Genomic DNA, 19,283 nt, shown 5'->3' on the forward strand with positions numbered 1-19,283 from the left:
CACTCAAGGTTCGTTATCAATTCATTACTGTTGTAGAATTCAGCAAGCTTATCGTTCGTGGCCGGACGGGTTTAAGAAAGGGTTTTGCCGTGGAAAAGAACATATCCCGTCTGGATTCACAGTCACCCATCAGTTGGAAAATCCTGTTGGTTCTGGCCGTGAGCATCTGCCTGCTGGCACTCGCCTGCATGAAGGTCATCCAGCAATCCTCCAGTCTGGCGTCGGTATGGTTGCCGACGGCACTGCTCATCCCGGTTTTATTCCACCATCGCTACCGCGACTGGTTTCCGCTGTTTTGCGCCGCGGGCTTGGGCATCGCCGCCTCCCACTTTTTGGCGTACTCGTGGTCTACGAGCTACCTGCCCTACCTATTTATTAACTTGTTAGAGGCGGGCACCTGCGCGCTGCTGCTGCGACGCTTTCTGCCCACCAAGGACCCGCTCTCTGGTCTGGCGAATTGGGCAAAATTCCTGCTGGTGGCCGTGGTGTTCAGTCCGCTGCTCAGCGCCATTATCATGACGATCTTTGTCCAGCACACCCTTGCGCCACAGGCGTCAGAGCAAAGGTTCGCGACCTGGTTTATGTCCGAGGCGGTCGCCATTTTGGCACTCACTCCGCTGGGTTTGATTTACCAGAGAGGCTATCTACAGCAACTTTTCCACAACTCAGGCCGCCTGCTTGAGCTGATGGCGACCCTAATTATCAACATGGTGGCGGCTTTTCTGGCGCTAAAATGGCTGCCTTACCCCTTTGCCTTTATCACCATTCCTCTGCTGTGGGCGGCGATACGCTTGCCGCGCGTTGAGGCATTTTTCATTTTCCTCAGCCTGACCCTGATGATTGCGCTGCTGCAAACCACCGGCATTATCGACATCGTTCCGCACATTACCGTGGTGCCGCCGGGCCTGCTTTTCACGCCGCTGCTGCTGATTCTGCTACCCGCCAATGCCATGGCGATGGCGATGCACGCCCTGCGCGTCGAGAAGTCACACATTACTCAGAGCGAAAACCGTTTTCGCAATGCGATGGAATATTCCGCCATCGGCATGGCGCTGGTGTCGCCACAGGGCAAATGGCTACAGGTGAATAAAGCCCTGTGCAATCTGCTGGGTTATGAGGCGGACTACCTGAAAACGCTGACATTTCAGGAAATTACTTACGCCGAGGACCTGAGCAAAGACCTGACGCTACTCCAGCAACTGCTCGACGGCGAGATTCAGAACTACCAGATGGAAAAACGCTATCTACGCCGTGATGGCGAGATTGTTTGGGCACTGCTGGCGGTTTCACTGGTGCGCGATGATGAGCAAAATCCGGTCTATCTCATCGCTCAGATTGAAGATATCAATGAGCTAAAACACACCGAAATCACCAATAACCGGCTGAGCGAAGCTCTGCACGAAGAGAAAGAGCTACTGCACATCACGCTGAATGCCATCAATGATGCCGTGATCTCCACCGATCAGCAGATGAACATCACCTTTATGAATCCGGTGGCGGAGAAGATGACCGGCTGGAGTCAGCAGAAGGCGCAGGGCAAGCCGGTCAGCGATGTGGTGCACTTGACCATTGGGCCAGACGGCGAGCTGATTAACGACCTAATGGCCATGTACAGCAGCCAGTATCTGCACTCCTCCCTCGAGCAATCGCTGATTTTGCACGGCTATCACACCGGGCAGTTCGACGTGCAGCTGGCGATTTCGCCAATGCGTAAACTAAATGCCGAGCCAATCGGCTTAGTCTTGGTGCTACAGGACGTAAGTAAATCGCGTGAGCTGATGCGCCAACTCAGCTACAGCGCCTCCCACGATTTGCTTACCGATTTAGCCAATCGCGGCAGCTTTGAAGATAGCCTGAAAGAAGCGCTAAAACTGACTGCCGAGCAGCAGCAACATCACAGTCTGGCCTTTATCGATCTCGACCATTTCAAGGCGGTCAATGACACCGCCGGGCACGCGGCGGGAGACGAGTTGCTGCGCCAATTAAGCCATCTCATGCAGGATCATATTCGCAATAGCGACCGGCTGGCTCGCCTCGGCGGCGATGAGTTTGCCCTATTGCTGTTAGACTGTCAGCACGAGCAGGGTTTGCAAGTGGTAAAGTCATTAGTCAATAAAATCAATGAATTCCAATTCATGTGGGAAAATCAAATTTACCGCATTGGCGCCAGCGCGGGCATTACGCGCATCACGGACGCTTCCCTCAGCAGCAGCGAATACATGGCCCAAGCCGATGTTGCCTGCTACACCGCCAAAAATCGCGGCCGGGGGCAGGTATTTGCCTATGAAGAGCAGCAAAAACGCTTATTGGCCTCCCACGCAGTGCTGTTCCGCCCCGAGGATATTCGCCGCGTGCTGAATGAAAATCAGCTGTCGCTCAACTGCCGCGCCGCGTCACCACCGAAAACGCCGCTTTCCGTCTGCTTCTATCAACTTTCGCTGCAATTCGTGCAGCCGGTGAATGGCATTCAGCACGCCGAATTGCTGTTGGAAGCCGCACGATTTTACGACATGATGCCCGAAATCGACCTGTGGATGCTGCGTCAGGTCCTCGAGGTTCATGCTAAGGGTATCAATAATAAGGGAATTTGCGTGGCTATCCCGCTCGCCACGGAAAGCCTGCTGCAAGAGAGTTTGCGGCAAGAGTTAAATCGCCTGCTGGATAACACCCTGATGCCGATGGGCTCGGTGAATCTGATGATTGAACCCGATGTGTTGCTCAAATATGAGCATCTGCGGCGGTACGTTGCCGAACTGAGGCAGCGTGGTTGTAAAATCGTACTGCGCAACGTTGGAAAAAATCTGAATGAATTTAATGCCTTGCCGGAAGGCAGTGTGGATTACGTGCAAATCGACCCGACCTTTATGAGCCAACTACACTATAACCAGATGGATGAAGTGCTGGTGACGATTCTCCATGGCAACACTCATCGGCTGGCGGCGCAGACGCTGGCTGGCCCGGCAGATTTAAACGAAACCTTGGAAAAGCTGACCAGCATTGGCATTGATTTGGTGGAAGGCGATACCATCGCGCCGCTGACGTCGCTCAATACGCTGCTCAACACCGGCTATTTTGGCATTCATTAAGCAGGCAGTTTACGTCTGCGGCTCATCGTCGGGTAGAAAGTCATTATTGGCCCACAGATGCAAGGTGGCGTAAGTGCGCCACGGCTGCCAACGCTGGGCGTAGCGGGCGATTTTGCCCGGCGTCGTGTCAGGAAAACGCTGCTTGATCAGGTAGTCGCTGCCGAGAAAAACGTCCGGCGCTGACCAGGCCCGCATGGCGATATAGCTGGCGGTCCAGCCGCCAATCCCCGGCATCGCCAGCAGCTGTTTCACGCCCTGTTGCACATCCGGCATGTTATCCAACGGCAGGCTGCCCTCCGCCACCGCCCGCGCCACGCCAATCAAACAGGCCGCCCGTTTGGCCTGCACGCCAATACCGCGCAGGTCATCCACGCTCAGTTGAGCAATGCGTTCCGGCGTCGGGAACAGGTGGGTTAATCCGGCAAAAGGCGTGTCGATGGCTTCGCCCCAGTTCTGCGTCAGCCGCGTCGCCAGCGTCGCCGCCATTTTGACACTCACCAGCTGGCCGAGGATCGCCCGCACCGTGAGTTCAAACCGATTGATACACCCCGGCAGCCGCAGCCCAACGTTGTTTTGCGCCAACTCCCCTAGCCCGGCGGCAATCAGGTGCGGATCTGCGTCTAAATCCAGCAGCAGGCTAACCTGCCGCTCAACGCGCTCTGCCACAGGTTCAAGCGACGGCGAGAGGCTCAGCTCCACGCAATTTCTTTCCAGCAATGGCCGTAAACGCAGCCACCCCGCAATAGTGCCGGTTTCAGACTGCACTAGCAGCGTGCGCTGGTAGAAGCCATCCAGCATCTGTTCAACGCCCGTTAAGGCGCGAGCGCCAAGGAAGGAGGTCATCCAGTCCCAGTCGTAAGGCGGCGTATAAGGGAGGTAGCGGGGTTTAGTCACGGGGCGGGCCTATTTATTTTTGGAAATTAAAGGTAACAGGAAATGGGGGCGTTGCCACGCTGACTGGCTTTTTAAATTCAAATTCAACTTCAACTTCAAGGTCGTGGGCGTCGGCCCACACCGACCAAGGGAGGCGTAAACGCGCCTCCCTTGGAACCCTGCGTTTTTATTGTTGTGTGATCGAGGCTGCGCAGGGTTGGGATGGACATGTTTCAGCGGCCAAGATGATCGTCGCGAAGTGCCGCCGCTTAGGCGGTTCCCTCGCTGCGGGATTACAACCCGCGTAAAGAGACACGCGGTTTTCCACCTCTTGCTCGGCGTCACTTCTGAACGCGACCTACTGGCATTTATGTCGTACCGTTTCAGTGGGGTTTGTCTTGCTCCCTCCCCTATTTAGGGGAGGGTTGGGAGGGGGTATTGCAAAAAAACTCAGTGGCTTAGGGTGTATTTCGGCTGGGTTTGCTCCTTCTCCTCTCAGAGGAGAAGGCTGGGATGAGTAGTGGTTTAATTCAACGCTCAATGCAACCAACCCCACACACCACCTAGCCTCCCCTCCTGAAAGAGGAGGGATCAAAACCAACCCCACACTTAAATTTGAAATTAAAACCAAAACCACATAAAGTCCCCCCCCTTCTTTGGCATGGGGAACCGTGATGTTTATTGGATTTGACTACGGCACAGCGAATTGCTCGGTAGCAGTGATGCGCGGCAATGACGCCCACTTATTGGCGTTGGAAAACAACGATCCTTATTTACCCTCCATGCTCTGTGCGCCTACGCGTGAAGCGGTCAGCGAATGGCTGAACCGTCATGGGCAGGTTCCGACGGGCAGCGATGAGAATTTAGCTCTGCTGCGCCGCAGTATCAGTTTTAACCGGGAAGAAGATATTCCGGTCAATGCCAACAGCGTTAACTTCGGTTTGCACGCGCTTTCTACTTATATGGAAGACCCGGAAGAAGTCTATTTCGTGCGCTCGCCGAAATCCTTCTTGGGCGCTAATGGCTTGAAACCGCAACAAATTGCCCTGTTCGAAGACTTGGTCTGCGCCATGATGTTCCACATCAAGCGTCAGGCTGAATCTGCTTTGCAGCAGAGTATCGAGCAGACGGTGATTGGTCGCCCGATCAACTTCCAGGGGATGGGTGGCGAAGAGGCGAACCGTCAGGCGCAGGGCATTTTGCAACGCGCTGCCGAACGCGCGGGCTTCCGCGATATCGCTTTCCAGTTCGAACCTGTTGCGGCGGGGCTGGATTTTGAAGCCACGCTGACGGAAGAGAAAACCGTGCTGGTGGTGGATATCGGCGGCGGTACCACTGACTGCTCGGTACTGCTGATGGGCCCACAGTGGCGTGATAAAGCCGAGCGCCAGCAAAGCCTGCTGGGGCACAGCGGCTGCCGCGTTGGTGGTAACGACCTCGACATCATGACCGCCTTCAAGCAGTTGACTCCGCAACTGGGCATGGGCACTGAAATGACCAAGGGGATCGCCATTCCCGCGCTGCCTTATTGGAACGCCGTGGCGACCAATGACGTGCCGGCGCAGGCCGATTTCTACAGCGTCGCCAATGGCCGCATGCTGCGCGATTTGATTCGCGACGCCGCGCAGCCTGACCAAGTGAAGCGCCTGCTGAAAGTCCACCAGCAGCGCCTGAGCTACCGTCTGGTTCGTGCCGCAGAGGAGAGCAAAATTGCGCTGTCGGAGCGTGAAAGCGTGATCGCCGGACTGGAGTTTATCGAAGCCGGTCTGGCGGAAAGCATCAGCCAGCAGCAGTTGAGCGAGGCCATCGCCCAGCCGCTGGAGCGTATTCAGGAGCAGGTTAATCTGGCGCTTTCCACCAGCGACATTAAGCCTGATGTGATCTACCTGACCGGCGGCAGCGCCCGTTCGCCGCTGCTGCGCGCCGCGTTACAGGCACAGCTGCCGGGCATCCCACTGGTCGGTGGCAACGACTTTGGCTCGGTCACCGCCGGTTTGGCGCGCTGGGCACAAACGCTGTTCCGCTAAGATTTAGCCGCAATAAAAAACCGCCCGAGGGCGGTTTTTTTGTTTCTCGCTGGCTGACTTATTCCCAGCGGCTGCCTTCATTGATCAACGCAATATCGGCATCATCGAGTTTCAAGGTGGCGGCCGTTGCCAGCTCGTCTAGCTGCTCGAGGGAGGTCGCGCTGACAATTGGCGAGGTGATGCTCGGGCGGGCGATTTGCCACGCCAGCGCCACCTGCCCCGGCTTGACGCCGTGTTTCTCCGCCACGCTGTCGAGTGCTGCCAGCACCTTCAGTCCGCGCTCATTCAGGTAGCGCTCAACCACCGACTCGCCGCGCTTACTTTTGCTGGCATCTGCCTTGGTGCGGTACTTCCCGGTCAGGAAGCCAGCGGCAAGGCCATAGAAGTTGATCACGCCCAGGCCGTTGTCCGTCACCACCTTCTCTAACGCTTCTTCGTAGACTTTGCGGTCATAAGGGTTGTAGAGCGGTTGCAGGGTTTCATAGCGCGCCAAGCCGTTCTCTTTACTCACCTTTAAGGCTTCTGCCAGGCGCGGCGCGCTGTAGTTCGAAGCACCAATGGCGCGCACCTTGCCCTCTTTAATCAAGGCGTCGAAGGCCGCCATCGACTCGGCTAATGGCGTGTCGGCGTCGTCATCGTGCGATTGGTAGAGGTCAATATGGTCGGTTTGCAGGCGCTTCAAAGAAGCTTCAACAGCCTGTTTAATGTAGCGCGGCGATAAGCCCACTTTGCCCTCGCCCATCGGCTTGCCGACCTTGGTCGCCAAAATAATCTGGTCGCGCTTGCCGTTTTTTTTCAGCCATTTGCCGATAATAGTTTCTGATTCGCCGCCGCTGTGGCCTTCAACCCAGCTGGAATAGACATCGGCGGTATCAATAAAATTAAGCTTATGGTCAATTAAGGCGTCGAGAAGGCTAAAAGATGTGGATTCGTCCGCCGTCCAGCCAAATACGTTGCCACCAAAAGTGAGCACCGGCACCTGAATTCCTGAACGACCTAATTCTCTTTTACTCATAACGTTTCCTTTTTCTGACGTGAATAATGCTTCGCTTATTAACTATTTTAAGGTGAACAATAACAGTAGCATTGGTTCAAAAAAAGTCAGGCAGGATAAGGCCTTATTTACACAAATTATGAAAATCTCTCCTTATTTCCTCCATTTTTCACTGCCTCCTGCTGGCTACAATATCACCCCTAAAAGAACCGAAAAACGCCCGTAGATCGGCGGAAATCATTGCTACCCTTTAATTAATAAGATTTATCTACCAAGGGAAGACCCATACTGTGCGAAAAAGCCCTCTGAGACTGTTTATTACTTTGCTGGTATTGGTCATTGCCGCGCTGGCGGTATGGTATTTCTATGTCGATAAATCTTCAGCGTCGGGCAACAATACGCCGGGCGCAACCCAGCAGAAACGCGCCTCAGGCTCCGGCGGGGGTCGCCGCAATATGCCGATGCCGCCGGTGCAGGCCGCGCTGGCGGTGAAAAAATCGGTACCGCAATATCTCAGTGGGCTAGGCACGGTAACGGCGTCCAACACCGTGACGGTACGCAGCCGGGTGGACGGCCAGCTGATGGCGCTGCACTTTACCGAAGGGCAGCAGGTGAAAGCCGGTGACCTGCTAGCGGAAATCGACCCGCGACCGTTTCAGGTTCAACTGACGCAGGCACAGGGCCAGCTCGACAAAGATCAGGCCACGCTGGACAACGCCCGCCGCGATTTGGCCCGTTATCAGCAACTGGTGAAAACCAATCTGGTTTCGCGCCAAGAGCTGGACACCCAGCAGTCGCTGGTTCGCCAGAGCGAAGGCGCGGTAGCCGTGGACAAAGGCGCGGTGGACAGCGCCAAGCTGCAACTGACCTACAGCAAAATCACTTCGCCAATCAATGGCCGCGTCGGGCTTAAACAGGTGGATATCGGCAATATTATCTCCAGCGGCGATACCACCGGCATTGTTATTCTCACCCAAACCCAGCCGATTGACGCCGTTTTCACTCTGCCGGAAGCCAACATCAGCACCATTGTTGAGGCGCAGCGCGCAGGTCACCCCCTGGTGGTGGAAGCTTGGGACAGAACCAATCAGCACCTCTTAACTCAGGGCCAGCTGCTGACGCTGGATAACCAAATCGACCCGACCACCGGCACAATCAAGCTGAAAGCGCGGTTCGACAATCAGGATAACGCGCTGTTTCCTAACCAATTCGTCAACGCGCGGTTGAAAATCGGCACCCTGCAAAACGCCGTAGTGGTGCCGACCGCCGCCGTGCAGATGGGCAACGAAGGCCACTTCGTCTGGGTGGTGGACAATGAGAAGAAAGTCAGCAAACACATTGTTACCACCGGCACACAAGACAGCCAACAAACCGTGATAACCGGCGGACTGAGTGCCGGAGAAAACGTGGTCACTGACGGCATTGACCGTCTGACGGAAGGCGCGACCGTGGAAGTGATTGCGCCGCAAACCGCCGCGCAGGCCGCCGAGGCGGAGAAAAACGCTGAGAAACACGCGGGCAAACACCATCGCCAGAGGTCTTCTTCCTAATGCAGGTGATGCCAGACAGACCACAGGGCGGCCCTTCCCGCCTGTTTATCCTCCGCCCGGTCGCCACCACGCTGCTGATGATCGCCATTTTGTTGGCGGGCATTATTGGCTATCGCGCCCTCCCGGTCGCCGCGCTGCCGGAGGTGGATTACCCGACCATTCAGGTGGTGACGCTCTATCCCGGCGCCAGCCCCGACGTCACTACGTCCGCCATTACCGCCCCGCTGGAGCGCCAGTTTGGGCAGATGTCCGGCCTGAAACAGATGCAGTCGCAAAGCTCCGGCGGCGCGTCGGTTATCACCTTGCAGTTTGGCCTCGACCTGTCGCTGGACGTCGCCGAGCAGGAAGTGCAGGCAGCCATCAACTCTGCCACCAACCTACTGCCGACCGACCTGCCGAACCCGCCGGTTTATAGCAAAGTTAACCCGGCTGACCCGCCAATCATGACGCTGGCGGTGACCTCTAGCGCGATGGCAATGACGGAGGTAGAAGACTTGGTGGAAACCCGCGTGCTGCAAAAGCTGGCGCAGGTCAGCGGCGTCGGCCGGGTGAGTATTTCCGGCGGTCAGCGCCCGGCGGTGCGCGTCAAACTCAATGCGCCCGCCATGGCGGCACTGGGTTTAACCAGCGAAGAGGTGCGCACGGCGATTGCGGCAGCCAACGTCAATTCGGCCAAAGGCAGCTTCGACGGGCCGGAGCGCTCGGTGACGCTATCAGCCAATGATCAGATGAAAAGCGCCGCCGACTACCGCGCGCTGGTGGTCAGCTACCAAAACGGCGCGCCGGTCAGATTGCAGGACATCGCGGAGATTGAACAAGGGGCGCAAAACGACAAACTGGCGGCCTGGGCCGATAAAAAGCCCGCCATCGTGCTCAATATTCAGCGCCAGCCGGGGGCCAACGTGATCACCACGGCGGACAGCATTCGCAACATCCTGCCGATTCTGCAAGAGAACTTGCCGAAATCGGTCAAGGTCGAGCTGGTGACTGACCGCACCGTGACCATTCGCCACTCGGTGAGCGACGTGCAGTTCGAACTGCTGCTCTCCGTCGCGCTGGTGGTGATGGTGATGTACCTGTTTTTGCGCAATATGGCGGCGACGCTTATCCCCAGCGTGGCCGTGCCGCTGTCGCTGATTGGCACCTTTGCCGCAATGTATTTCCTCGGTTTTTCAGTCAATAACCTGACTCTAATGGCCCTGACCATCGCCACCGGTTTCGTGGTGGATGACGCCATCGTGGTGATCGAAAACATTTCGCGCTACATCGAAAAGGGCGAAACGCCGCTCAATGCCGCGCTGAAGGGGGCCGGAGAAATCGGCTTCACCATCATCTCCCTGACCTTCTCGCTGATTGCGGTGCTGATCCCGCTGCTGTTTATGGGCGATATCGTCGGACGGCTGTTCCGCGAGTTCGCCGTCACGCTGGCGATAGCCATTCTGATCTCCGCCGTGGTGTCGTTGACCCTAACGCCGATGATGTGCGCCCGCATGCTCAGCCACGAATCGCTGCGCAAACAGAACCGTTTCTCCCGCGCTTCCGAACGCATGTTTGACCGGGTGATTGCTACTTACGGTCGCGGGCTGACCGTGGTGCTACGCCACCAGTGGCTGACGCTCGGAGTGGCGCTGGGCACGCTGGCGCTCACCGCCCTGCTCTATTTACTCATCCCCAAGGGGTTCTTCCCGGTGCAGGATAATGGCCTGATTCAAGGCACGCTGGTCGCGCCGCAGTCGGTTTCCTTTAGCAATATGGCAGAGCGCCAGCAGCAGGTGGCGGCGATTTTGCTACAAGACCCGGATGTCGAAAGCCTGACCTCGTTTATCGGCGTGGACGGCGCCAACCCGACGCTGAATACCGGCCGTTTGCAGATAGCTTTGAAGCCGTTGAGCGATCGCAGCGATCGCGTTGATACCATTATTCCGCGCCTGCGCGACGAGGTCGCCAAGGTGCCGGGTGTCGATCTTTATCTCCAGCCGGTGCAGGATTTGACCATCGACACGCAGGTCGCCCGCACGCAGTACCAGTTCACCTTGCAAACCCTGACCACGGATTCGCTCGGCCGCTGGGTGCCGCAACTGTTGGAGCAATTACGCACCCTGCCGCAGCTTCAGGATGTCAGCAGCGACTGGCAGGATCAGGGGCTAGAAGCCTATATCAAGGTGGATCGCGACAGCGCCAGCCGGTTGGGCATCAGCCTGACCGACGTCGATAACGCGCTGTATAACGCCTTCGGCCAGCGGTTGATTTCCACTATTTATACCCAAGCCAACCAGTACCGCGTGGTGCTGGTGCACGACACGGCGCAAACGCCGGGCTTTAGCGCGTTGCAGGATATTCGCCTCAATGGCAGCAACGGCAACAGCATTCCGCTCAGCGCCATCGCTCAGTTCGAGCAGCGAAAAACCGCGCTTTCGGTCAATCACCTCGACCAGTTCCTGTCGGCCAGCGTGTCGTTTAACGTCGCGCCGGGTTACTCACTCGGCGAGGCGGTTGAGGCGATTAAACACACCCAGCAAAATCTGGCGATGCCTGCGGATATCAGCGTGCAGTTCCAGGGGGCGACGCTGGCGTTTGAAGCCGCACTCGGCAGCACGCTGTGGCTGATTTTGGCGGCAGTAGTGGCGATGTACATCGTGCTCGGGGTGCTTTATGAGAGCTTTATTCACCCCGTCACCATCCTTTCGACTCTGCCGACGGCGGGGGTCGGGGCGCTGCTGGCCCTGATGCTGGCGGGCAGCGAGTTGGACGTGATTGCCATCATCGGCATTATTTTGCTGATTGGTATCGTGAAGAAGAACGCCATCATGATGATCGACTTCGCACTGGCCGCCGAGCGCGATCAGGGCATGACACCGTACGAGGCCATTTACCAAGCCTGCCTGCTGCGCTTTAGGCCGATTTTGATGACCACGCTGGCGGCGCTGCTCGGCGCGCTGCCGCTGATGCTCAGCACCGGCGTGGGTGCCGAACTGCGCCGCCCGCTGGGGATCTGCATGGTCGGCGGGCTGATTGTCAGTCAGGTGCTGACCCTGTTCACCACGCCGGTGATTTACCTGCTGTTTGATAAACTGGCGCGCCGCGTTCGCCCTCGCACCAGCCACCCACGGACTGACGGATGAAGGTTTTCGCGCTGTTCATCCACCGGCCAGTGGCCACCACCCTGCTGACGCTGGCTATCCTGCTGGCGGGCATTTTGGGCTTCCGCCTGCTGCCGGTCGCGCCGCTGCCGCAGGTGGATTACCCGGTGATTTCGGTCACCGCGTCACTGCCGGGGGCTGACCCGGAAACCATGGCCGCCTCGGTAGCCACGCCGCTGGAGAGCACCTTGGGCACCATTGCCGGGGTGAATGAAATGACCTCCACCAGCACGCTCGGCAGCACCCGCATCACTCTCGAATTCGACTTTGACCGCGACATCAACGGCGCGGCGCGCGACGTGCAGGCAGCGATCAATGCCGCGCAGAGCCTGCTGCCTTCCGGCATGCCGAGCCGCCCGACCTATCGCAAAGCCAACCCGTCCGATGCGCCCATCATGATCATCACCCTGACCTCCGACACCTTCAGTCAGGGCCAGCTTTACGACTACGCCTCCACCCAGTTGGCGCAGACCATTTCGCAGATGGACGGCGTGGGCGACGTCACGGTCGGCGGCAGTTCTTTACCGGCGGTGAGGGTCGACCTCAACCCGGAAGCCCTGTTCAATCAGGGCGTCTCCCTTGACGCCGTGCGTCAAACCATCGCCGCCGCCAACGTGCGCAAGCCGCAGGGCGCGCTGGAAGATGGCAACTCGCACTGGCAAATCCGCACCAACGACGCGCTAAAAACCGCCAAAGAGTACGCGCCGCTGGTGATCCACGTCAGCAATGGCAACACCGTGCGCCTGAGCGACGTCGCCACTGTCACCGATGGCGTGCAGGATCAGCGCAATGCCGGGCAAACCAGTCTGGCCGACGGCAGCGTGCGCCCGGCGATTTTGCTGGTGATCCGCCGCAGCGCCGACGCCAATATCATCGCCACCATTGATAGGATCCGCGCCGAGCTTCCCGCCCTGCGCGAATCCATGCCCGCCTCTATCGACATGCAGGTGGCGCAGGATCGCTCGCCCACCATTCGCGCCTCGCTGGAAGAGGTCGAAACCTCGCTGACCATCGCCGTCGGACTGGTGATTCTGGTGGTGTTCCTGTTCCTACGCTCGGGCCGCGCCACCTTGATCCCCGCCGTGGCGGTGCCGGTTTCACTCATCGGCACCTTCGCTGCCATGTATCTGTGCGGATTTAGCCTCAATAACCTGTCGCTGATGGCGCTAACCATCGCCACCGGCTTTGTGGTGGATGACGCTATCGTGGTGCTGGAGAATATTTCGCGCCATATCGAAGCGGGAATGAAACCGATGAACGCCGCCCTGCAAGGGGTGAAGGAAGTGGGCTTTACTGTGCTGTCGATGAGCGTGTCGCTGGTGGCGGTGTTTATCCCGCTGCTGTTGATGAGTGGCTTGCCGGGGCGCCTGTTCCGCGAATTTGCCGTGACGCTTTCTGTGGCTATCGGCATATCGCTGGTCGTCTCACTGACCTTAACGCCGATGATGTGCGCTTGGACGCTACGCGCCTCCTCCCTGCCAAAACAGCCGAAGAAACGCGGGCTGACTAGCCTGTTGCTGCGCATGCAGCAGGGCTACGGGCGCTCGCTGAACTGGGTGCTCAACCACGCCCGCTGGGTAGGCGTGGTGCTGCTGGCGACCATCGCGCTCAACGTTTGGCTCTATATCTCGATTCCCAAAACCTTCTTCCCCGAGCAGGATACCGGGCGGCTGATGGGCTTTATTCAGGCCGACCAGAGCATTTCGTTTCAGGCGATGCGCGGCAAAATGTCGGACTTTATTCGCATCGTCAGTCAGGACAAAGATGTCGCCAACGTCACCGGCTATACCGGCGGGTCGCGCACTAACAGCGGTATGATGTTTATTTCGCTCAAGCCGCTGTCCGAGCGTAAAAGCAATGCCCAAGAGGTGATTGCCCGCATTCGCGTGGCCGCCGCCCAAGAGCCGGGCGCGGGGCTGTACCTGTCGGCGGTGCAGGACGTGCGAGTCGGTGGGCGGCAGGGCAACGCCAGTTACCAATACACGCTGCTGTCGGACAATTTGCAGGATTTACGCCAGTGGGTGCCGAAAGTCACCGACGCGCTGACCAATCTGCCGGAGCTGGCTGACGTCAGTTCCGACCAGCAGGATAAAGGTGCAGAGATGCAGCTGACCTATGACCGCGCCACCATGGCCCGGCTGGGGATCTCCATTTCGGCCGCCAACGCTCTGCTCAATAACGCCTTCGGCCAGCGGCAGATTTCCACCATCTACCAGCCGCTCAATCAGTACAAAGTGGTGATGGAAGTCGCACCCCAGTACACCCAGGATGTCAGTTCGCTGAGCAAAATGTTTATTATCAACAGCGAGGGGAAATCGATCCCGCTGTCTGATTTTGCCAAGTGGCAGCCCGCCAGCGCGCCGTTGCAGGTCAATCATCAGGGGATGTCGGCGGCGGGGACGGTGTCGTTTAACCTACCGGAGGGTGGCAGTTTGTCCGACGCCTCGGCGGCCATTGAGCGCACCATGACCCAGCTCGGCGTGCCTGCGACCATTCACGGCCAGTTCGCCGGGACGGCGCAAGTGTTTCAGGAAACGCTGCGTTCCCAGCTATTGCTGATTATCGCCGCCATTGCGACGGTGTATATTGTGTTGGGCATATTATATGAGAGTTACATTCACCCGCTGACTATATTGTCTACCCTGCCGTCAGCCGGAGTGGGTGCGCTGCTGGCGCTGGAGCTGTTTGGCGCGCCCTTTAGTCTGATAGCTTTGATTGGCATTATGTTATTGATTGGTATCGTGAAAAAAAACGCGATTATGATGGTGGATTTCGCGCTCGATGCACAAAGGCGGGGCCAACTCACCGCCCGCGAAGCTATCTTTCAGGCCTGCCTGCTGCGTTTTAGGCCAATCATGATGACTACGCTGGCGGCGCTGTTTGGCGCGCTGCCGCTGGTTCTCACCTCGGGCGATGGTGCAGAACTCCGCCAGCCACTCGGTATCACCATTGTCGGCGGTCTGGCGATGAGCCAGCTACTGACGCTTTACACCACGCCGGTGGTTTACCTGTTCTTTGACCGATTGCGCAGCCGCTTTAGTCCTAACTCAACAACAACCAAAATTGCGCCATTGGCGGATACGGATTTATGACTTCACCGACAGAGATAACAGAAACACCCCCACCCGCACCTTTGCCGCCCTCGGTTCGCTGGCAGCTGTGGATTGTCGCCTTCGGCTTCTTTATGCAGGCGCTCGACACCACCATCGTCAATACCGCCCTGCCGTCGATGGCGGTAAGTCTGGGTGAAAACCCGCTGCATATGCACAGCGTGGTGGTGGCCTACGTGCTGACCGTAGCGGTGATGCTGCCCGCCAGCGGCTGGCTGGCCGACCGTATCGGCGTCAAATGGGTGTTCTTCTCGGCGATTGTTTTATTTACGCTCGGCTCGCTGCTCTGCGCGCAGTCCTCCAGCTTACAGGAGCTGGTGATGTCCCGCGTGGTGCAAGGCGTGGGGGGCGCGATGATGGTGCCGGTCGGGCGGCTGACGGTGCTGAAAATCGTGCCGCGCAGTGAATATATGGCGGCGATGACCATGGTGACGCTGCCCGGACAGGTCGGCCCGCTACTTGGCCCGGCGCTCGGCGGCTTTTTGGTGGAGTACGCCAGCTGGCACTGGATCTTCCTGATTAACCTGCCAGTGGGCATCGCCGGTTGTATCGCCACCATCATGATTATCCCCAATTACCAGATGCAGACCCGGCGCTTCGACATCAGCGGCTTTGTGATGCTGGCGATTGGCATGGCGACGCTAACGCTGGCGCTGGACGGCAGTCGCGGGCTGGGGCTGTCGGGCTGGCAACTGGCGCTGCTGGTGACGGTCGGTTTGGCTTCGCTCGGCATCTATTGGCTGCACGCGCGCGGTAACCTCTCCGCCCTGTTCTCTCTGCGCCTGTTCCACACCGCCACCTTTAAAATTGGCCTGATTGGCAGCTTTTTTGGCCGCATCGGCAGCGGCATGCTGCCCTTTATGACGCCGGTCTTTTTACAGCTCGGCCTCGGCTTCACGCCTTTCCACGCCGGTCTGATGATGGTGCCGATGGTGCTCGGCAGCATGGGCATGAAGCGCGTGGTGGTGCGGCTGGTGAACAAACTGGGGTATCGCCGGGCGCTGGTCACCGCTACGCTGCTGCTGGCCTTGATAACCCTGATCTTCCCACTGATTGCCATTTACGGCGCGTTCTGGATGATCCCTATCGTGCTGTTCTTCCAAGGGATGGTGAACTCACTGCGCTTTTCGTCGATGAACACGCTGACGCTGAAAGACCTGCCGCCGCGCCTTGCCAGCAGCGGCAACAGCCTGCTATCGATGATTATGCAGCTGTCAATGAGCGTCGGGGTGAGCGTCGCCGGTATCTTCCTCGGCCTGTTCGCCCATCAGCAGGTGCAGGCGGGCAGCGAGAATATGCACACCGCCTTCCTTTATTGCTATTTATGCATGGCCTTGGTTATCGCCATTCCGGCGTGGATTTTCTCCCGCGTGCCGAACGATGACCGAAAAAATGCCCTGATTGACCGTCGCCGCGCGCAAGCAGGCTCACCCGATCCGATGAGAAAATCATGAGACCAGGAATCACCGCCAAGCTGTTTATGGCCATCTTCTTCACCTGCGGCTTGGTGTTAATCACCATGAACTGGGGCGTGAGGATGAGCTTCGAACGTGGATTCATCGACTATATCCGCCAGAGCAATGAGCAGCGCGTCGAGCTGTTGGCTGACACCCTGCAAGACCAGTACAAGCAGCACGGCAACTGGGAGTTTTTGCAAAAAAACGACAAGCTGATCTACCAGATTATGCGTTCGTTTGAGCAGAGTAACGGCAGCAGCCTGCCGCCTCAGGGCTGGCGCACCAAGTTCTGGATCCTCGACAGCCATGACCAGCGCATTGGCGGCTCCGACTACCCGATCCCGCCGGACATGCGCGGCCCGCGCCGCGTGATGGTGGTGAACGGCGTGACTATCGGCACCGTGCTGTCGACCCCCGCCGAACGCCTGACGCGCAATGCCGACATCAACTTTGATCGCCAGCAGAATCGCACCAGTTGGATCATCGTCGGTTTCACCGCCCTGCTGGCAGCGGCGGTCACTTGGCTGCTGTCACGCGGCATGTTGGCGCCGGTAAAACGTTTAGTGAAGGGTACGCACCAGCTGGCAGCGGGCAATTTCAGCACCCGCGTTAAAGTGGACAGCCAGGATGAGCTGGGCAAGCTGGCGCAGGACTTCAATCAGCTGGCGACCACCCTCGAGAAGAATGAGCAGATGCGCCGGGCCTTTATGGCCGATATCTCCCACGAGCTGCGCACTCCGCTGGCGGTGCTGCGCGGCGAGCTGGAGGCGATGCAGGACGGCGTGCGCAAGATGTCGCTCGACTCACTCGGCTCGCTCCAGTCCGAGGTGTCGATTCTGACCAAGCTGGTGGATGATCTGCATCAGCTGTCGCTATCAGACGCGGGAGCGCTGGCCTATCGCAAAGAAGAGATCGACATTGTTCATCTGATCCAACTTGCCGAGGCCGGTTTCCGTGACCGTTTCCAGCAAAAGCAGTTGACCCTGACTACCCAACTGCCGGAAAAAGTGCTGCTGTTCGGCGATCCGCAGCGCCTTTCCCAACTGTTCAATAATTTGCTGGAAAACAGCCTGCGCTATACTGATCCCGGTGGCGGTCTGGAAATCATCGCCAGCAAAAAAGACAAATCGCTGCATATTTGCTTTCAGGACAGCGCGCCGGGCATCAGCGACGAGCAGCTTCAGCGCATCTTCGAGCGATTTTACCGTACCGAAGGTTCACGCAACCGCGCCAGCGGCGGCTCCGGCCTCGGACTGGCGATTTGCCAGAACATTGTCGAAGCCCACGGCGGGCGGATTAGCGCTAGCCATTCACCTTCCGGCGGCGTCTGTATGACGATTTGCCTGCCGCTTTCGATCCCACACGGACAGAGAAACTGAATGAACGACTCCACACTCTCCGCCAACGCGCCGTTGAAAATTTTGATTGTTGAAGATGAGCCAAAGCTAGGACAGCTGCTGGTGGACTACCTCGAAGCCGCAGGTTACGCCACTCAGTGGTTGTCCAACGGTAGCGACGTGGTGCCGCTGGTGAAAGCCAACCCACCGGCGATGATCCTGCTGGATTTAATGCTGCCTGGCATCAGTGGCCTGAGTATCTGCCGCGACATTCGCCAGTTCTCCGACATTCCTATCATGATGGTGACGGCGAAAACCGAAGAGATCGATCGCCTGCTGGGGCTGGAGATCGGCGCGGATGACTACATCTGCAAGCCTTACAGCCCGCGTGAAGTCGTGGCGCGGGTCAAAGTTATTTTGCGCCGCTGCGTGCGCCCGGTGGAGGGCGTCAGCGAAGATTTCGGCCTGCATATTGACGAAGCCTGCTTCCAGGCCAGCTATCAGGGCCACGAGTTGGATCTCACTCCAGCAGAATTCCGCCTGCTGAAAACCCTGTCGGTCAAACCGGGTTACGTCTTCACCCGCGAAGTGCTGTTGAATAATTTATACGATGACTACCGCGTGGTAACCGACAGAACTATCGACAGCCATATCAAGAACCTGCGCCGCAAGCTGGAGTCCATCGACGGCGATAAAGCCTTTATTCGCGCGGTTTACGGCGTGGGATATCGCTGGGAAGCCGAACCCTGCCAGATCATTTGAGTGCCGCTACCGGCGGCTGATAAATGTAAAGAACCTGAGAGTCTGTTAAACAGATCACAGTTTTGGTTATAAAAACATCCGGCGGCGGAGTGCTGCCTGTGAAAAATCAGCCATTAACTACACTTATCTCTGGATGAAATCACTCACTGGAGAAACTTTTATGGCTACCGGTCACTACGAACTCAAGAAAGCCAAGAATGGACAGTTCCACTTTAATTTAAAGGCGAGCAATGGCGAGACTATTCTCACCAGCGAAATGTACGCCAGTAAAGCCTCTGCTGAGAATGGCATTGCCTCAGTGCAGTCTAACTCCCCGGATGAGAAGCAGTACGAAGTGAAACCGGCAAAAGACGGTCAGCACTATTTTGTCCTCAAGGCGAAAAATCATCAGATTATCGGCGTCAGCGAAATGTACACCGCCGAAGCCTCGGCCCGTAAAGGCATTGCCTCGGTGACGAAAAACGGCCCAACCACGGATATCCGTGATTTGACCGCTTAGGTTCACCAGAAAATGGGGCGACTTGGAAAGGCAAATCATCCTTTACAACGACTATTTAATGGTCAAATCAGTCTCTGTGATATAAACATTAAATACCCACCTCAGTGGCACTTAAGTGATACCCCAATTGATAAATGACCAAATTTCAGGTTTTACATTGGGGTATCCATAAGTGTCACATGGGAAATTTACCCATTATTGAATAATAATGAATACTCCCTAAAATACTTACTACCTTAGAAATATCATTTAACACCTCATTGAAGTCCGAGACTGTAAAGCCCACTTCCTTTCCGCTATAAGCGGAAGTTCCTCTTCCTACGCCCTTCCACCGCTTACCCATCCCATTGAAATAAAACAACATATTTAATGGCACGGGACTTGCTTAATCATTATTTATTACTGAATTGTGAACAATGAAGTCCTGAGTTACGGCTATTGCTAATAG

At 57.2% G+C, this 19,283-nt stretch carries 11 protein-coding genes; 9 read left to right on the forward strand and 2 right to left on the reverse strand.

The window, feature by feature from the left end:
* The first annotated feature begins 89 nt into the window (after window positions 1-89).
* A complete protein-coding gene (locus V2154_RS15225) occupies window positions 90-3,086 on the forward strand; it encodes a PAS domain S-box protein (RefSeq protein ID WP_353502911.1) in 2,997 nt (998 codons plus the stop codon).
* A 9-nt stretch (window positions 3,087-3,095) separates the two neighbouring features.
* On the opposite strand, the gene alkA is transcribed toward V2154_RS15225, so the two are convergent.
* Window positions 3,096-3,980: a DNA-3-methyladenine glycosylase 2 gene (gene alkA, locus V2154_RS15230; RefSeq protein ID WP_353502912.1), complete on the reverse strand. Its 885-nt coding sequence runs from the start codon at window positions 3,978-3,980 to the stop codon at window positions 3,096-3,098.
* A 653-nt stretch (window positions 3,981-4,633) separates the two neighbouring features.
* Here alkA and yegD point away from each other — a divergent pair.
* Window positions 4,634-5,986 carry a molecular chaperone gene (gene yegD / locus V2154_RS15235; RefSeq protein ID WP_353502913.1) on the forward strand — a complete coding sequence of 451 codons (1,353 nt, stop codon included), beginning with the start codon at window positions 4,634-4,636 and terminating at the stop codon, window positions 5,984-5,986.
* Window positions 5,987-6,044: 58 nt separating this feature from the next.
* On the opposite strand, the gene V2154_RS15240 is transcribed toward yegD, so the two are convergent.
* Entirely contained in the window at window positions 6,045-7,001 is a 957-nt protein-coding gene (locus tag V2154_RS15240) for an aldo/keto reductase (RefSeq protein WP_353502914.1), read from the reverse strand.
* Between the two features lie 269 nt (window positions 7,002-7,270).
* On the opposite strand from V2154_RS15240, the gene V2154_RS15245 reads away from it, so the two are divergent.
* The 7 genes from V2154_RS15245 (at window position 7,271) to V2154_RS15275 (ending at window position 18,835) form a co-directional block, all read left to right on the forward strand.
* Complete coding sequence (locus tag V2154_RS15245; protein ID WP_353502915.1) at window positions 7,271-8,530, forward strand: MdtA/MuxA family multidrug efflux RND transporter periplasmic adaptor subunit; 1,260 nt, start codon at window positions 7,271-7,273, stop codon at window positions 8,528-8,530.
* On the forward strand, window positions 8,530-11,652 hold the full coding sequence (locus tag V2154_RS15250; protein ID WP_353502916.1) for an MdtB/MuxB family multidrug efflux RND transporter permease subunit: 3,123 nt from the start codon (window positions 8,530-8,532) through the stop codon (window positions 11,650-11,652). Before V2154_RS15245 ends, V2154_RS15250 begins: the two co-directional genes overlap by 1 nt.
* A complete protein-coding gene (mdtC, locus tag V2154_RS15255; protein ID WP_353502917.1) occupies window positions 11,649-14,762 on the forward strand; it encodes a multidrug efflux RND transporter permease subunit MdtC in 3,114 nt (1,037 codons plus the stop codon). The genes V2154_RS15250 and mdtC overlap by 4 nt, the downstream gene beginning before the upstream one ends.
* The gene (mdtD, locus tag V2154_RS15260; protein WP_353502918.1) at window positions 14,759-16,234 is read left to right on the forward strand and encodes a multidrug transporter subunit MdtD; all 1,476 of its coding nucleotides are present in this window, start codon (window positions 14,759-14,761) and stop codon (window positions 16,232-16,234) included. Before mdtC ends, mdtD begins: the two co-directional genes overlap by 4 nt.
* Window positions 16,231-17,616 (forward strand): envelope stress sensor histidine kinase BaeS, encoded by a 1,386-nt coding sequence (gene baeS, locus V2154_RS15265; RefSeq protein ID WP_353502919.1) that lies wholly within the window; start codon window positions 16,231-16,233, stop codon window positions 17,614-17,616. Before mdtD ends, baeS begins: the two co-directional genes overlap by 4 nt.
* Entirely contained in the window at window positions 17,617-18,336 is a 720-nt protein-coding gene (gene baeR / locus V2154_RS15270; RefSeq protein WP_034792146.1) for an envelope stress response regulator BaeR, read from the forward strand.
* Window positions 18,337-18,496: 160 nt separating this feature from the next.
* Complete coding sequence (locus tag V2154_RS15275) at window positions 18,497-18,835, forward strand: YegP family protein (RefSeq protein WP_353502920.1); 339 nt, start codon at window positions 18,497-18,499, stop codon at window positions 18,833-18,835.
* Window positions 18,836-19,283 lie beyond the last annotated feature (448 nt).

The sequence above is a fragment of the Ewingella sp. CoE-038-23 genome, from assembly GCF_040419245.1.
GTDB classification, from domain to species: Bacteria; Pseudomonadota; Gammaproteobacteria; order Enterobacterales; family Enterobacteriaceae; genus Ewingella; species Ewingella allii.

What these genes read in the sequence shown, in the direction of transcription:
- yegD (WP_353502913.1), top strand. Translation starts at nt 4,634, where the DNA reads ATGTTTATTGGATTTGACTACGGCACAGCGAATTGCTCGGTAGCAGTG.
- V2154_RS15240 (WP_353502914.1), bottom strand. Translation starts at nt 7,001, where the DNA reads ATGAGTAAAAGAGAATTAGGTCGTTCAGGAATTCAGGTGCCGGTGCTC.
- V2154_RS15250 (WP_353502916.1), top strand. Translation starts at nt 8,530, where the DNA reads ATGCAGGTGATGCCAGACAGACCACAGGGCGGCCCTTCCCGCCTGTTT.
- mdtC (WP_353502917.1), top strand. Translation starts at nt 11,649, where the DNA reads ATGAAGGTTTTCGCGCTGTTCATCCACCGGCCAGTGGCCACCACCCTG.
- mdtD (WP_353502918.1), top strand. Translation starts at nt 14,759, where the DNA reads ATGACTTCACCGACAGAGATAACAGAAACACCCCCACCCGCACCTTTG.
- baeS (WP_353502919.1), top strand. Translation starts at nt 16,231, where the DNA reads ATGAGACCAGGAATCACCGCCAAGCTGTTTATGGCCATCTTCTTCACC.
- baeR (WP_034792146.1), top strand. Translation starts at nt 17,617, where the DNA reads ATGAACGACTCCACACTCTCCGCCAACGCGCCGTTGAAAATTTTGATT.
- V2154_RS15275 (WP_353502920.1), top strand. Translation starts at nt 18,497, where the DNA reads ATGGCTACCGGTCACTACGAACTCAAGAAAGCCAAGAATGGACAGTTC.